This is a genomic window from Bacteroides sp. 1_1_30, from assembly GCF_020982715.1.
In the GTDB taxonomy this organism is placed as follows: Bacteria; Bacteroidota; Bacteroidia; order Bacteroidales; family Bacteroidaceae; genus Bacteroides; species Bacteroides xylanisolvens.
This window is the reverse complement of record NZ_JAJKHN010000080.1, coordinates 14,345-29,296: the sequence shown is the minus strand read 5'-3', so window position 1 is coordinate 29,296 and position 14,952 is coordinate 14,345. Positions and strand designations below refer to the sequence as shown.

Annotated in this window: 15 protein-coding genes and 1 tRNA gene; 11 read left to right on the top strand and 5 right to left on the bottom strand. The window is 41.5% G+C overall.

Annotation, left to right across the window (positions count from 1 at the left end; all coding sequences use genetic code 11):
• Positions 1-404: 404 nt before the first annotated feature.
• Positions 405-478: transfer RNA gene (locus LPH68_RS20225), tRNA-Thr, on the bottom strand.
• Between the two features lie 308 nt (positions 479-786).
• On the opposite strand from LPH68_RS20225, the gene LPH68_RS20220 reads away from it, so the two are divergent.
• The 6 genes from LPH68_RS20220 to LPH68_RS20195 are packed head-to-tail and all read left to right on the top strand — an operon-like array spanning position 787 to position 5,298.
• Positions 787-1,344 (top strand): DUF4199 domain-containing protein, encoded by a 558-nt coding sequence (locus LPH68_RS20220; protein WP_015532571.1) that lies wholly within the window; start codon positions 787-789, stop codon positions 1,342-1,344.
• A gap of 32 nt (positions 1,345-1,376) precedes the next feature.
• Positions 1,377-2,327: a glycosyltransferase family 2 protein gene (locus LPH68_RS20215; RefSeq protein ID WP_004309773.1), complete on the top strand. Its 951-nt coding sequence runs from the start codon at positions 1,377-1,379 to the stop codon at positions 2,325-2,327.
• A 21-nt stretch (positions 2,328-2,348) separates the two neighbouring features.
• Positions 2,349-2,933, top strand: coding sequence for a DUF6452 family protein (locus LPH68_RS20210; protein ID WP_004309772.1), 585 nt, complete (start codon positions 2,349-2,351; stop codon positions 2,931-2,933).
• Complete coding sequence (locus LPH68_RS20205; RefSeq protein ID WP_004309771.1) at positions 2,917-3,666, top strand: DUF6048 family protein; 750 nt, start codon at positions 2,917-2,919, stop codon at positions 3,664-3,666. Before LPH68_RS20210 ends, LPH68_RS20205 begins: the two co-directional genes overlap by 17 nt.
• A gap of 6 nt (positions 3,667-3,672) precedes the next feature.
• Positions 3,673-4,254, top strand: coding sequence for a manganese efflux pump MntP family protein (locus tag LPH68_RS20200; protein ID WP_004302038.1), 582 nt, complete (start codon positions 3,673-3,675; stop codon positions 4,252-4,254).
• A 30-nt stretch (positions 4,255-4,284) separates the two neighbouring features.
• Positions 4,285-5,298, top strand: a complete 1,014-nt coding sequence (locus LPH68_RS20195; RefSeq protein WP_004309770.1) for an FAD:protein FMN transferase — start codon at positions 4,285-4,287, stop codon at positions 5,296-5,298.
• 66 nt (positions 5,299-5,364) lie between these two features.
• Here LPH68_RS20195 and LPH68_RS20190 read toward each other — a convergent pair whose 3' ends face one another.
• Both LPH68_RS20190 and LPH68_RS20185 read right to left on the bottom strand, forming a co-directional pair.
• Positions 5,365-5,736: a DMT family protein gene (locus LPH68_RS20190; RefSeq protein WP_004302024.1), complete on the bottom strand. Its 372-nt coding sequence runs from the start codon at positions 5,734-5,736 to the stop codon at positions 5,365-5,367.
• A 15-nt stretch (positions 5,737-5,751) separates the two neighbouring features.
• A complete protein-coding gene (locus LPH68_RS20185; protein ID WP_004304890.1) occupies positions 5,752-6,498 on the bottom strand; it encodes an ATP-binding protein in 747 nt (248 codons plus the stop codon).
• Positions 6,499-6,681: 183 nt separating this feature from the next.
• On the opposite strand from LPH68_RS20185, the gene LPH68_RS20180 reads away from it, so the two are divergent.
• The 4 genes from LPH68_RS20180 to LPH68_RS20165 all read left to right on the top strand — a co-directional run bounded on the left by LPH68_RS20180 (position 6,682) and on the right by LPH68_RS20165 (position 10,649).
• On the top strand, positions 6,682-8,103 hold the full coding sequence (locus LPH68_RS20180; protein WP_009040379.1) for a tetratricopeptide repeat protein: 1,422 nt from the start codon (positions 6,682-6,684) through the stop codon (positions 8,101-8,103).
• 16 nt (positions 8,104-8,119) lie between these two features.
• Entirely contained in the window at positions 8,120-8,590 is a 471-nt protein-coding gene (locus tag LPH68_RS20175; protein ID WP_009040378.1) for an NfeD family protein, read from the top strand.
• A gap of 22 nt (positions 8,591-8,612) precedes the next feature.
• Entirely contained in the window at positions 8,613-9,614 is a 1,002-nt protein-coding gene (gene floA / locus LPH68_RS20170) for a flotillin-like protein FloA (protein ID WP_004304885.1), read from the top strand.
• A gap of 156 nt (positions 9,615-9,770) precedes the next feature.
• Positions 9,771-10,649: a nucleoside phosphorylase gene (locus LPH68_RS20165; protein WP_004320316.1), complete on the top strand. Its 879-nt coding sequence runs from the start codon at positions 9,771-9,773 to the stop codon at positions 10,647-10,649.
• A gap of 117 nt (positions 10,650-10,766) precedes the next feature.
• Here LPH68_RS20165 and LPH68_RS20160 read toward each other — a convergent pair whose 3' ends face one another.
• Positions 10,767-11,426, bottom strand: a complete 660-nt coding sequence (locus LPH68_RS20160) for an NAD(P)-dependent oxidoreductase (RefSeq protein ID WP_128858385.1) — start codon at positions 11,424-11,426, stop codon at positions 10,767-10,769.
• An 82-nt stretch (positions 11,427-11,508) separates the two neighbouring features.
• On the bottom strand, positions 11,509-13,416 hold the full coding sequence (locus tag LPH68_RS20155) for an ATP-binding protein (protein WP_151923523.1): 1,908 nt from the start codon (positions 13,414-13,416) through the stop codon (positions 11,509-11,511).
• 134 nt (positions 13,417-13,550) lie between these two features.
• On the opposite strand from LPH68_RS20155, the gene mnmE reads away from it, so the two are divergent.
• Complete coding sequence (gene mnmE / locus LPH68_RS20150) at positions 13,551-14,948, top strand: tRNA uridine-5-carboxymethylaminomethyl(34) synthesis GTPase MnmE (RefSeq protein WP_151923522.1); 1,398 nt, start codon at positions 13,551-13,553, stop codon at positions 14,946-14,948.
• Positions 14,949-14,952: the final 4 nt, after the last annotated feature.

Below are 14,952 nucleotides of genomic sequence, written 5' to 3'. Positions count from 1 at the left end.
ATTCCTGAAGGCAAGAACAAGCTTAAAGAAGCAACAGGATCAATCGTTTGGGAAGAGGATGTTTTCATGATGCAAAAATAAGAATTTTAACGCAATCCCCCAAGGTTTCAGACTGAGCCTTTTTCTCTCCGGGAATATAAATATCATCAAGCAACTTCATGGAATATTGCAACGCCATTTATCCAATGTGATGCTTTTACTCAGATCCTATCCTGAGCATAATATACAAGAATGAATAACAATAATGAATCAAAAAGAAACTGTAAATCTTTGCTTTTCTTAAAAATGGGATATTACAACAATTAGGGAACTGTGTATTTCGATAATATGCGAATATATATAAAAAAGCATCCAGACTAATACCTGAATGCTTTTTTCTTGGATTTGTTATATATCCTTTTTTGAGCCTCTTGTCGGATTCGAACCAACGACCCCGAGATTACAAATCACGTGCTCTGGCCAACTGAGCTAAAGAGGCGGGTGGGTAAGCTATCTATATCGCGCCGCTACAACCAACTACCTTTGCTGCGATCAAGCCCTGGAGGATTCGAAGGGAGCTGGCCGTATAGGACTTACCCGTTTTGCGGTTGCAAAGGTAGACATTTTTATGTATTCTGCAATAGCTGCAGACAACTTTTTTACTAACAAAAGACTAACAGGCTACATTTCAGGCAATTAAAATTGCAAAAAAATATTCAGACAACAACTTCCTCTGCTTTATTAACTTTAACAACCAGATTTCCCCTACCAACCGATATTATTTGTACCTTTGTGCGCAATTTATAAATGAAGATGACAGAGAACAGAAGCTATTTACAAAAATATGCCATGCATTTTGGCACGTATATGGGAATCTACTGGATATTGAAGTTCATATTATTTCCGCTGGGATTCCACATACCTTTCCTTTCGCTTTTATTTGTAATCCTGACATTGTCCGTACCTTTCATCGGATATCACTATGCGAAAATGTACCGGGATAAGATTTGCGGAGGAAGTATCCAATTTTCACATGCCATGCTCTTTACCATATTTATGTATATGTTTGCTTCTCTGCTGGTAGCTGTGGCTCACTACGCCTATTTCCAATTCATCGATCATGGATTTATCATCAACTCTTACATCCAGTTGTGGGACGAACTGATGACCAACACCCCGGCTCTGATAGAAAACAAAGAAGTTATAAAAGAAACAATAGATACCGCCCGTTCACTTACTTCCATCAATATCACCATGCAACTATTGTCATGGGATGTATTTTGGGGAAGTATCCTGGCCATTCCCACCGCATTGATGGTAATGAAAAAGGCCAAACCGGAAAATGACGGAGTGTCTCAATCGTAATTTATAATTCGTAAGTAATTAGTAATAAAAAAATGGATATATCAGTTGTAATCCCATTATTCAATGAAGAAGAGTCACTACCCGAACTCTATGCTTGGATAGAACGGGTAATGCAAGCCAACGGATTCTCATTCGAAGTGATTTTCGTTAACGATGGAAGTACCGACCATTCATGGGAAGTGATCGAAAAGTTTAAAGCTCAATCGGAACATGTAAAAGGTATCAAATTCCGCCGTAACTACGGTAAATCACCTGCACTCTACTGTGGATTCGCTGAAGCGGAAGGAAACGTAGTCATAACGATGGATGCGGACCTACAAGATAGCCCAGACGAAATCCCCGAACTTTACCGGATGATTACAAAGGATGGCTACGACCTGGTATCCGGCTGGAAGCAAAAGAGATATGATCCTATTTCAAAAACACTGCCCACCAAGTTGTTTAATGCTACTGCCCGCAAAGTATCAGGCATCAAAAACCTGCACGACTTCAACTGCGGATTGAAAGCCTATCGCAAAGAGGTCGTAAAACATATCGAAGTGTACGGTGAGATGCATCGTTATATACCTTATTTGGCAAAGAACGCCGGATTCAAGAAAATCGGTGAAAAGGTGGTACACCACCAGGCGCGTAAATACGGCACAACAAAATTCGGACTGAACCGTTTCGTAAACGGGTATCTGGATTTACTCTCTCTTTGGTTCCTCTCCAGATTCGGCATCAAGCCGATGCATTTCTTCGGACTGTTGGGATCATTGATGTTTCTGATAGGAATGATTTCTGTCATCATCGTAGGTGCCAGTAAACTATATGCCATGTACAACGGTCTCCCCTACCGACTGGTGACCGACTCTCCCTATTTCTATTTGTCACTTACGGCAATGATTATAGGTACGCAATTATTCTTAGCCGGATTCCTTGGCGAACTCATCTCGCGCAATGCACCGGAACGGAATAACTATCAGATAGAAAAGAAAATTTGATTCACATTCAATAAACTGACTATGAAGAATTTAATTCGTATCTTTCTCATATTGACTATCATTGGCGGTGCAGTCAGCTTACACAGTGCCTGCTCGGATGAGAACGATTGCTCATTGGCAGGACGTCCGATGATGTACTGCACAATATATACCATTAATCCGGATAACCCTACTATTGCATTAAAAGACACGCTTGATTCATTAACAATCACAGCATTAGGCACCGACTCTATCATTCTGAACAATGAAAAGAATGTGCATACCCTGATGTTACCACTACGATACACAAGTGACACTACTGTGTTCATATTCAGATACGATCCCAAACGTAGAGAAAAAGATTTTGACACATTATACATTGTACAACAAAATACTCCTTATTTCCAGTCCATGGAATGTGGTTATATGATGAAACAAAATATAATCAGCGCTAAATTTGGAAAACCGGGAAGACCGGGTAACCCTCCTCCCTATGGCAACGGGCAGCCGGACCAGATAGATTCTCTTCATATAAAAAATAAAGAAGCCAATACAAATGAAATCGAGAACTTGCAGATATTCTATAATTATCGGCCAGAACGCACACCTGATGAAACGACTAATTAGTCTGCTTCTGCTCTTTTGCATTGGGCTTCCGTTGCTGGCACAACAGCAACGTCCGGCGCAAACGCCCAAAAGAGATCAGAAGAAAAAAGAGGTTGCCGAGATAGATACCATTCCGCTCTACAATGGTACGTATGTCGGTGTGGATTTATATGGCGTTGGAAGCAAGCTGCTGGGAGGCGACTTTATGAGTTCTGAAGTCAGCGTAGCCGTTAACCTCAAGAATAAATTCATCCCTACTATTGAGTTTGGTATGGGAGGAACAGATACCTGGAGCGAAACAGGCATACACTATAAGAGCAAAATGGCCCCATTCTTCCGAATCGGTGTGGACTACAACACCATGGCAAAGAAAAAAGAGAAGAATAGCTACTTGTATGCAGGACTTCGCTATGCATTCAGTTCATTTAAATATGATGTTTCCACAATGCCGGCAGATGATCCTATCTGGGGAGATGTAATAGGTAACCCCAGTTTGGAAGACGGTTATTGGGGAGGAAGTGTGCCATTCAGCCATCTGGGTATGAAAGGATCGGTGCAATGGCTGGAAATCGTTTTAGGCGTCAAAGTACGTATTTACAAAAACTTCAACATGGGGTGGTCGGTACGTATGAAATACAAAACCAAAGCATCTACCGGAGAATATGGAGACCCATGGTACGTGCCCGGTTACGGAAAGTTTAAATCAAATAACATGGGAATCACTTATTCCCTTATTTATAAATTGCCTCTTTAGAATACAATGACAGGACTAGAGATTTGGCTGCTTGCAATAGGTCTGGCGATGGATTGTTTCGCTGTCTCAATTGCAAGCGGTATTATTTTGAAACGTACCCGTTGGAAACCCATGCTAATCATGGCTTTTGCTTTCGGCTTTTTTCAGGCAATCATGCCATTTATCGGATGGATGTGTGCAAAGACATTCAGTCATCTTATAGAAAGTGTAGACCATTGGATTGCTTTCGCGATCCTTGCCTTCTTAGGCGGACGAATGATTTTAGAATCTTTCAAAGAAGAAGAATGTTGTAAACTGTTCAATCCGGCAAATCCGAAAGTGGTATTGACTATGGCAATAGCCACAAGTATTGATGCATTGGCAATCGGCATTTCCTTTGCCTTTCTGGGAGTTCAGGACTATACCGAAATCCTTCCTCCTATCAGCATCATCGGGTTTGTTTCATTTGTCATGTCACTCATCGGTCTGATCTTTGGTATCCAATGTGGCTGCGGCATCGCCCGGAAACTGAAAGCAGAGTTATGGGGAGGTATCATTCTAGTCATTATCGGACTAAAGATATTAATTGAACATTTATTTCTTCAATAAAACGAGTTTTCTCATCAAATAGAAGAGCGTATGAAAACAAAAAAAAGTTTCCTTTGGCTGGCTTTCCTGATTTTGGCAACTATCTGGATATTAGTCAGACATAATCAACAAGTTGGCTATTACAGTGTCAAAGGTTTGGTGTTTGGGACAGTATATAAAATTACTTATCAGCATGACGGTGACTTAAAACCGGAAATAGAAGCTGAACTAAAACGCTTCGACCAATCTTTATCGCCATTCAATGACAGTTCTGTTATCAGTCGCGTCAACCGCAATGAAGAGCTGGTGACTGATAGTTTTTTCCAGAAATGCTTCCATCGCTCGATGGAAATTTCCCGCGAGACAAAGGGTGCTTTCGACATTACAGTAGCCCCTCTTGCCAATGCTTGGGGATTCGGTTTCAAAAAAGGTGCTTTTCCTGATTCATTAATGATAGACAGTCTGTTACAAATCACCGGATATGAAAAAGTGAAAATGGATAACGGCAAAGTTATCAAACAGGATCCTCGTACTATGTTAAGTTGTAGTGCCGTGGCCAAAGGGTATTCGGTAGACGTAATTGCACAACTGCTCGACCGTAAGGGAATAAAAAACTATATGGTAGATATAGGCGGCGAGGTGGTAGTGAAAGGGAAAAATCCTTCCAAAGGCTTATGGCGCATTGGAATCAATAAGCCCATCGACGATTCACTGGCCGTAAACCAAGACTTACAGACAATTCTTGAGATAACAGATTTAGGCTTGGCTACTTCCGGAAACTATCGCAATTATTATTATAAGGATGGGAAGAAATACGCCCATACGATTGACCCTAGAACTGGCTATCCGGTACAACACAATATCTTGTCCTCTACGGTAATCGCCAAAGACTGTATGACTGCCGACGCCCTTGCCACCGCCTTCATGGTGATGGGACTGGAAGAAGCGGAAGCTTTCTGCAAAGCGGATACAACGATTGACGCCTACTTTATTTATAGTGGAGAAAATGGAGAGTTCAAGACTTATTATACGGAGGGAATGAAAAAATACATAACTACTCCGTAATATATATATTATACAAACAGAGGTTCTACTTGAGTAAAACAGAACCTCTATTCAATTGGCAAATATCTATTTCATAAACACGAAATACACTGCTGCAATCAGACAAATAAATGCAGCCAGATGATTCCAATGTAAAGCCTCACCTTTAAAGAAGATGGTAGTGAACACTGTAAAAATAACAAGTGTTATTACCTCTTGAATGACTTTTAGTTGCATCAATGAAAACGGGCCTCCATTGCCTATAAAGCCAATGCGATTGGCCGGTATCTGACAGGAATATTCAAAAAAGGCGATCGCCCAGCTGAACGCAATCACACCAATCAGCGGAAGAGCTGCGAACCAACTGTACTCCTGTTTCATCTTTAAATGTCCGTACCAAGCAAATGTCATAAAGACATTAGATACAATCAGTAACAAAATGGTATAGAATCCTTTCATAACAATCTATTCAAATTAATCTATTTTATCTGGTAATAATTCCTCCTGTACATTAGTCATACTGCTCCAAAGGCTATAACGAGCTTCCGGGTTCATCGCTTCCAACTGCCGTAAAATTCCTTTCATATCACTCCGGCTGGACTGCGATTCATAAGGACAATTCTTCACTTGCTTCTGATAATGACGCAAAGCTGCCAATTCTACCAAATCAGCTTCATGGACCAGACACATCGGACGAATAATTGTCATATCAAACTTCTTCATCATCAACCGGGGCGGCATTGTACTGAAAGCTCCCTGATAAGTGATATTCATCAATAAAGTTTCCAAAATATCATCCATATGGTGACCGAGAGCGATTTTATTGCATCCGTGTTCCTTGGCAACTGTGAACAGGGCTTTCCGACGGTTCCATGAACAGAGGAAGCAGGGAGATTTACGTGTGTCGGTAGCAGGATCAAAAGCTGTCTCATACTGCACAAAGGGAACTCCATACGTCTCACAGTGCGCTTTCAAATATTCCGTATCACTCTGATAAGGAATATTCTTCATCACTACATGGACGGCAACGACAGAAAAGCGAGGTTTATAGATACGTGCGCGTCTCCCCAACAGTTCCACAAGCGCCAACGAATCTTTTCCTCCCGATAGTCCGATAAGGATTTTGTCTCCTTCTTCTATCAATCCATATTGCACCACTCCTTTGCTAAACCGCCGTTCAATGCGGCGAATGGTTTTCTCTTCTTCCGTAAATTGTGTCATATCTTTAAAAATCGGCTGCAAAAGTAAGCGAAAAGAATGATTTAAAGAAGAATTAACATAATAGAATCACTGAAAAAGGGTTTATTTCTAATAAATTTGTACTTTTGAACAATTGATAAATGGACCGGTGCCCGAAAGCAGCGATGTTTTCAATCTACCCGTCACTCATAAACGCTCAAAACGATGAAAGGAAAATATATTCTATTTTTAATTTGCAGCCTCTTCCTTTGCGAAGTCTCTGCACAAACGTTGGAACAGGCACGCACCTTATTTACCAAAGGTGAGTACGAACAAGCCAAACCAGTTTTTAAGAAGTATACTAAATCACAACCGTCGAACGGGAATTATAATTATTGGTATGGCGTATGTTGCCTGAAAACCGGAGAGGCGGAAGAGGCGGTGAAACCTCTTGAAATAGCGGTAAAGAAACGTATCACCGGTGGACAACTCTATTTGGGACAAGCATATAATGAGACGTACCGCTTTGAAGACGCAGTGAACTGCTTTGAAGAATACATCGCAGACTTAAGTAAACGCAAGAAACCGACGGAAGAAGCGGAGAAACTTCTGGAGAAAAGCAAATCTGACCTTCGTATGTTGAAGGGGGTTGAGGAAGTATGTATCATCGACAGTTTCGTTGTGGACAAAGCAACTTTCCTGAACGCTTACAAGATCAGCGAAGAATCGGGCAAACTGTTTACTTTCAATGAATTCTTCAAGACAGAAGGAGATCATCCGGGAACTGTTTATGAAACAGAAATCGGAAATAAAATTTATTATAGCGAAAAGGGCGAGAAAGGTAATCTTGATATCTTTTCAAAGAACAAGTTGTTGAATGAATGGAGTGACGGACGTCCGTTACCGGGTAGTATCAATGCTTCCGGGAATGCGAATTATCCGTTTGTTCTATCGGATGGAGTCACCGTTTATTACGCCAGCGATGGCGAGGGATTGGGTGGCTATGATATTTTTGTCACTCGCTACAACACGAATACCGACACTTATCTTGTTCCGGAAAATGTGGGTATGCCGTTCAACTCGCCGTACAACGATTATATGTACGTCATCGATGAATACAACAACCTCGGATGGTTTGCTTCCGACCGTTTCCAACCGGAAGGAAAGATATGTATTTATGTATTCATCCCTAACACTTCCAAACAGACTTATAATTATGAAGCAATGGAGCAGCAAGAGATCATTCGTCTGGCACAGATTCATTCGCTGAAAGAAACCTGGAAGGATAAACAAGCGGTTACCGAAGCACTGCAACGATTGAAAGCTGCTATCAGTCATAAGCCCAAAGAACGCCGTGCCATGGACTTTGAGTTTGTCATTGACGACCATACGACTTACTATCTGATGAGCGACTTTAAATCCGCAAAAGCCAAGACACTTTTCCAACGCTATCAGCAGATGGAAAAAGACTATTATCAACAAGAAGAAAAGCTGAACGGCCTTCGTCAACAATATGCCGGTGCCAACCAACAGGGAAAAGCCAAAATGGCTCCTGCCATTCTCGACCTCGAAAAGCGGATACTGCAAATGTCCGAAGAACTCGATGCTCTCGAAGTGAATGTACGTAATGCAGAAAAAACAAAATAAATAATAACTCTGAACTATGGATATACTCATTATCGCCGTTCTCATTATTGCCGCAGTCATACTGTTTCTGGTAGAACTGTTCGTCATCCCGGGCATTAGTCTGGCCGGAATTTCTGCATTGGTTTGCATCCTGTATGCCAACTACTATGCATTCACCAATTTAGGTATGGCAGGAGGATTTGTCACTCTTGGCATATCAACGGTTGCCTGCATCGGATCACTGATTTGGTTTATGCGATCGAAAATGCTGGACAAACTGGCGTTGAAAAAAGATATCGATTCAAAAATAGACCGTAGCGCAGAAGATAGCGTCAAAGTGGGTGATATAGGAATCAGTACTACCCGCCTGGCACAAATCGGTTATGCCGAGATTAACGGAAAAATTGTAGAGGTAAAGTCAATAGACGGGTTCCTCAATGAGAAGACTCCGATAATCGTAAGCCGGATCACCGACGGTACAATCATGGTTGAGAAACACAAAGAATAATATTCACTTAATAAAAACATCAATGGAATCATCTTTCTACTTGCCTATCTTTCTGATAGCCGGAGGTATTATCTTCTTGATAATATTTTTCCATTACGTGCCGTTCTTCCTTTGGTTGTCGGCTAAAGTTTCGGGAGTTAACATCTCGCTGATACAACTATTCTTAATGCGTATACGTAACGTTCCGCCGTATATCATCGTTCCGGGAATGATCGAAGCCCACAAAGCCGGTCTGAAAAATATCACCCGCGACGAACTGGAAGCCCATTATCTGGCTGGCGGACACGTAGAAAAGGTAGTTCACGCCTTAGTATCGGCATCGAAAGCCAACATCGAATTGCCTTTCCAGATGGCTACTGCTATCGACCTGGCAGGACGTGACGTATTCGAAGCTGTACAGATGTCTGTAAACCCGAAAGTGATTGATACTCCTCCTGTAACGGCTGTTGCGAAAGACGGTATCCAGTTGATAGCCAAGGCTCGTGTTACAGTACGTGCCAATATCCGCCAGCTGGTCGGTGGTGCAGGTGAAGATACGATCCTTGCCCGTGTAGGTGAAGGTATCGTTTCGTCTATCGGTTCTTCTGAAAACCATAAATCGGTATTGGAGAATCCGGATTCTATCTCTAAACTTGTACTTCGTAAAGGTCTGGACGCAGGAACTGCTTTTGAGATTCTGTCTATTGATATTGCGGACATCGACATAGGTAAGAACATCGGTGCGGCTCTGCAAATCGATCAGGCTAATGCAGATAAGAATATTGCACAGGCAAAAGCTGAAGAGCGCCGTGCTATGGCAGTAGCTTCCGAACAGGAAATGAAAGCAAAAGCGCAGGAAGCTCGTGCCAAAGTGATCGAAGCAGAAGCTGAAGTTCCTAAAGCAATGGCTGAAGCTTTCCGCAGTGGAAACTTAGGCATCATGGATTATTATCGCATGAAGAATATCGAAGCTGATACTTCCATGCGTGAGAATATCGCCAAGCCGACAACAGGCAATGCTGGCAATCAGCCATTGAGCAAATAATCGTTCACAAACGCCGGAATCCGATTTTATTTCAGTCGTAAGACGTTCTCCCCTTTCCTATGGAAAAAGAAAGAGACTTCTTCTGAACTTAAATCCGGTTCCGGCGTTTCTATTTATAGATACAATCCTATTATAAAACTAAAACCTTTCAATGACATGAAAAAGTACTTTCCATCCTCTGAATTGATAATCAATGAAGACGGTTCAGTATTCCATCTTCACGTAAAACCCGAATGGTTGGCAGATAAAGTAATCCTGGTAGGTGACCCCGGACGTGTAGCACTCGTAGCTTCTCATTTCGAAAACAAAGAATGTGAAGTGGAAAGCCGCGAATTCAAAACCATCACGGGTACTTACAAAGGTAAACGAATTACGGTAGTCTCTACAGGAATCGGTTGCGATAACATCGACATCGTGATGAATGAATTAGATGCACTCGCCAATATCGACTTTGTCACCCGTGAAGAAAAGGATCAGTTCCGCCAACTGGAATTAGTGCGTATCGGCACATGTGGCGGTCTACAACCCAATACGCCTGTCGGAACTTTTGTATGTTCGCAAAAGTCCATCGGTTTCGACGGGTTACTGAATTTCTATGCCGGACGTAATGCCGTATGCGATTTGCCTTTCGAACGTGCTTTCCTCAATCACATGGGTTGGTCGGGAAATATGTGCGCTCCTGCTCCTTACGTCATTGATGCCAATGAAGAATTGATCGACCGGATCGCCAAAGACGACATGGTACGTGGAGTGACAATCGCTGCCGGAGGTTTCTTCGGTCCTCAAGGACGTGAACTTCGTATCCCGTTAGCAGACCCGAAACAAAATGATAAGATTGAAGCGTTCGAATATAAAGGTTACAAAATTACCAACTTCGAAATGGAAAGTTCGGCTTTGGCAGGACTTAGCCGGTTGATGGGACACAAGGCTATGACCGTCTGCATGGTGATAGCCAACCGACTTATCAAAGAGGCCAACACCGGATATAAGAATACAATCGATACGCTGATTAAGACAGTACTTGACAGGATATAAATCTATATTCAGAAGGATTTAATTGTAATCGAAAGAATAAAATTGCAATTAAAAGAATGTATAATGGCTTGAATCTTTCACTGATAATATGTGTGGATTCAAGCCATTATTTTTTTATTAATAACCAATCGTAAATCTCTCCTGGTGGTGTTTCGGATATTCCAGTTCATCAATCATGGCGGCGGCATAATCTTCAACAGAGATATGGCTGTTTCCTACAATATCTACAATCATATCATCTTTTCCCAACCGATAACGTCCTGTACGTACTCCCGGACGCATATCCGCTGCCGGAGAGAAAAATACCCAGTCTATTTCCTTTTCTTTCTTTAAAAAGTTCAGATAGAACTCTCCTAGAGCTTTCACTCCCGGCAATATATTTTCAGGTACTTCACCGGAATCCATCAGACGCAAGCCCGGAGCGATAAACAAAGAACCGGCACCGCCCACCATCAAAAAACGATTAACACCCGCTTTCTTCACTCCATCAATAATGGTCAGATAAACTTTGATTGTTTCATCGTATATATCAGGATTATTCCACCCCGGATTGAATGCACTAATAACAGCATCCGCACCTTTACAAACGCCAGCCACTTCATCAAGCGCGGAGACATCGGCTTTCACCACTTTCAGATTTTCATTTTCTATCTTTATCTTTTCCGGATGACGAACTACTGCCGTAACTTCGAAACCACGATTCAATGCTTCATTCAGAAGGGCAGAGCCCACAAAGCCGCTTGCCCCGATAAGGACTATCTTTTTCACTTTCTCCATATTCTAATATATTATAATGTTACTACTATATAATAAATAACACTACAACATTCAGAATGTTAGTTCTCTTTTAGAAAATTAATTATCCGATATAAGATTCTATTGTCTCTTTCAACCTTTCCAAAGAATAGGGCTTTGAGATAACAGCGTTGCATCCTGCCTGAATAGCCTGTTGCTGTTCAGTATAGAAAGCATACGCGGTCACTGCAATAATAGGCACAGTCAGAGAAATAGTACGGATCTTTTCAGTGGCTTGAATACCGTCCATGATCGGCATACGAATATCCATCAGAATCAAATCCGGCTTTTCGCGGATAAAACTATTGATGGCTTCCTGTCCGTTGCGTACCCATGAAATAATATATTCCTTATTCAGAAGAATATTAAGTTGGGCAAAGTTCGACTCAATGTCTTCTACCACCAATATCTTTTTACGTTTATCCTCATCGACATTCTTCTTATGCGGAAGTCTTCTTTCGACAACCTCCTTCGGTATTTCCTGATAGGGTAAATAGAGTGCAAACACACTCCCCTGCCCTAATTCTGAAGTTACTTCGATACGGCCGCCCAGTCGTTCTACAATGCTTTTACAAATTGAAAGCCCTAATCCGGTGCCTTGCACAAAATCATTCAGTTTTTCAAACCGGGTGAAAATTTGAGGGAGTTTCTCTTTGGATATACCGCAACCCGTATCGCTGACATACAGTTTCAGCCAGGGTCCTTCATGTTTCAAGCCTAAAGTTATACTTCCCTTTTCCGTATTTTTAATCGCGTTCGACAAGAAATTGAACAATACCTGCATCACACGGTTACGATCAGTAGAAGTCCAGTATTCTCCTTCGGGACGAATCACTTTCAATTCTACATTCGACTTCATCTTCAGCTGGTGCACTTTTTCCACTTCTTCCACTAGTCCTGCAATCTCAACCTGCTGGAAATGCATTTCCGATTTGCCGGATTCAATACGGGAAAGGTCTAAAATATCATTGATTAACTGTAATAACAAGTTACTGTTTTTCTGAATAATTTCCAGATACTCCATTTTCTCTTCTTCATTTTCTGTCACTGCGATAATCTCCGAAAAACCAACAATAGCATTCAACGGAGTACGAATTTCATGGCTCATATTAGCTAAAAAGACCGACTTCATTTTATCAGCATCTTCCGCACGACGTTTAGCTTCGATCAATTCCTGCGAACGCTGAATCCGGTCTCCGATGTCATGTATCAACGCAAGTACCCTGTTTCCTTCAAAGGGGGCGATACGTGCCTGAAAATAATGCAGACTTCCATCCACTTCAAGCGGATATTCTATTTCCTTCAACTTACCATCACGCAAACATTCCCTAATGTTACAAATAAACAAGTCGCTAACCTCCGGTGAATAAATAGATCGTCCATCTGCTCCGCGTAGCACTTCCACAGGGTGAAGCAATATCGTTCCCGGTGCCATCAGGACATCGGTAATAAAGAAATTATCATCAAAAATAAAAATGAATTCCGGCAATGCTTCAATTATTTTGCGATTATACTCTTCCAGATATTTGATATGTTGCTCCTTTTCGCATTGTGAAGTGACGTTCACCGTATATGCCAGCAGTTTACCCGGATGACTTTCGCAACTCTCTTTGTAAGACAGAAAATGATCTTCCAGCCAAATTACTTTCCCTTGTTCACTTATACAACGAACTCTAATTTGTGAGGTCTTAGAGTCTGATAAAAGCATTTCTGCAAAGGCTTGTTTATAGAATTCAATATCTTCCGGATGAATAAACCGATAGAAATCATCTATATCTTCAAAAATGATCCCGGCATCCTTTAATCCCAGTGTAAAAAAATAATCGTTTGAAAAGGAGCATTTGCCCGTAATGATATCATATTCCCACAAAGCTATTTGATGAGCTGCAAGGACAGAAAGTATTTCTTGTGAGTTCTCCCGTATGAGTTCACTCTTTTCATTGGAAGAATATAAATTAATCGCTGGTTCCATAAGCATTATTGTTTTATTTTGTTTGGTGTACCACTGCACGGCAGCAAATATAAACAAATAAAGCACAAGTTGTGCTCAATTTTCTGTTTTTTACTTAGAAACAATTATCTTTGCTCATCCAAAAAGAAAAAAGAATGATTCAAGATACTATCTGTGCCATCGCTACCGCTCAAGGCGGTGCTATCGGAAGCATCCGCGTTTCCGGTCCGGAAGCTATTTCTATTACCGGCAGCATCTTCAAGCCAGCCAAAGCTGGCAAATTATTGAGCGAACAAAAACCATATACTTTGACATTCGGGCGTATTTATGACGGGGACGAGATTATTGACGAAGTGCTCGTCAGTCTTTTCCGTGCTCCTCATTCATACACAGGAGAAGATAGTACGGAAATCACGTGCCATGGTTCTTCTTATATTCTTCAACAGGTGATGCAGTTGCTTATCAAAAACGGTTGCCGCATGGCCCAACCGGGAGAGTATACACAACGTGCTTTTCTCAATGGAAAAATGGATTTAAGTCAGGCAGAGGCTGTGGCGGACTTGATCGCTTCTTCATCTGCTGCCACCCATCGTTTGGCTATGAGCCAGATGCGAGGTGGTTTCAGCAAAGAGCTGACGGAGTTACGCAACAAATTGCTGAATTTCACCTCTATGATTGAACTGGAGTTGGATTTCAGCGAAGAGGATGTTGAATTTGCCGATCGTTCGGCATTAAGGAAGCTGGCAGATGAAATCGAGCAGGTCATTTCACGGTTGGCTCATTCTTTTAGTGTTGGTAATGCTATAAAGAACGGTGTCCCTGTAGCTATTATCGGTGAAACGAATGCCGGAAAATCGACTTTACTGAATGTATTATTAAATGAGGATAAAGCGATTGTCAGTGATATCCACGGGACAACGCGTGATGTGATCGAAGATACTATCAACATCGGAGGAATCACTTTCCGTTTCATTGATACTGCCGGAATCCGGGAAACCAATGATACGATTGAAAGTCTCGGTATCGAACGTACTTTCCAAAAGTTAGATCAGGCGGAGATTGTTCTTTGGATGGTAGATGCAGTGAATGCAGGCTCTCAAATAGAGCAGTTATCAGAGAAGATCATTCCGCGTTGTGAAGGAAAACATTTGATTGTTGTATTTAATAAGGCTGATTTGATCGAAGACAAGCAAAAAGAGAATTTACAGTCTTTATTAAAAGACTTTCCTAAAGAGTCTACAGAATGTATTTTCATCTCGGCCAAACAACGGGAGAATACAAGTGAACTACAAAAAATGCTTATTGATGCCGCACATTTACCCACAGTAACACAGAATGATATTATTGTGACAAATGTAAGACATTACGAAGCTTTAAATAAAGCTTTGGAAGCTATCCATAGAGTACAAAACGGACTTGATTCGCAGATTTCCGGAGATTTTCTTTCACAAGACACACGAGAGTGTATATTCTTTATTTCGGACATTGCTGGTGAGGTCACGAATGATATGGTGCTTCAGAATATCTTTCAACATTTTTGTATTGGCAAGTAAAAAG

Excerpts from the sequence above, each read along its gene's own strand:
- LPH68_RS20185 (WP_004304890.1), bottom strand. The coding sequence starts at position 6,498 with ATGACACAATTTACGGAAGAAGAGAAAACCATTCGCCGCATTGAACGG.
- LPH68_RS20200 (WP_004302038.1), top strand. The coding sequence starts at position 3,673 with ATGACAGGACTAGAGATTTGGCTGCTTGCAATAGGTCTGGCGATGGAT.
- LPH68_RS20175 (WP_009040378.1), top strand. The coding sequence starts at position 8,120 with ATGGATATACTCATTATCGCCGTTCTCATTATTGCCGCAGTCATACTG.
- LPH68_RS20180 (WP_009040379.1), top strand. The coding sequence starts at position 6,682 with ATGAAAGGAAAATATATTCTATTTTTAATTTGCAGCCTCTTCCTTTGC.
- LPH68_RS20195 (WP_004309770.1), top strand. The coding sequence starts at position 4,285 with ATGAAAACAAAAAAAAGTTTCCTTTGGCTGGCTTTCCTGATTTTGGCA.
- LPH68_RS20210 (WP_004309772.1), top strand. The coding sequence starts at position 2,349 with ATGAAGAATTTAATTCGTATCTTTCTCATATTGACTATCATTGGCGGT.
- mnmE (WP_151923522.1), top strand. The coding sequence starts at position 13,551 with ATGATTCAAGATACTATCTGTGCCATCGCTACCGCTCAAGGCGGTGCT.
- LPH68_RS20220 (WP_015532571.1), top strand. The coding sequence starts at position 787 with ATGAAGATGACAGAGAACAGAAGCTATTTACAAAAATATGCCATGCAT.
- LPH68_RS20190 (WP_004302024.1), bottom strand. The coding sequence starts at position 5,736 with ATGAAAGGATTCTATACCATTTTGTTACTGATTGTATCTAATGTCTTT.
- LPH68_RS20205 (WP_004309771.1), top strand. The coding sequence starts at position 2,917 with ATGAAACGACTAATTAGTCTGCTTCTGCTCTTTTGCATTGGGCTTCCG.
- LPH68_RS20155 (WP_151923523.1), bottom strand. The coding sequence starts at position 13,416 with ATGGAACCAGCGATTAATTTATATTCTTCCAATGAAAAGAGTGAACTC.
- LPH68_RS20215 (WP_004309773.1), top strand. The coding sequence starts at position 1,377 with ATGGATATATCAGTTGTAATCCCATTATTCAATGAAGAAGAGTCACTA.
- LPH68_RS20165 (WP_004320316.1), top strand. The coding sequence starts at position 9,771 with ATGAAAAAGTACTTTCCATCCTCTGAATTGATAATCAATGAAGACGGT.
- floA (WP_004304885.1), top strand. The coding sequence starts at position 8,613 with ATGGAATCATCTTTCTACTTGCCTATCTTTCTGATAGCCGGAGGTATT.
- LPH68_RS20160 (WP_128858385.1), bottom strand. The coding sequence starts at position 11,426 with ATGGAGAAAGTGAAAAAGATAGTCCTTATCGGGGCAAGCGGCTTTGTG.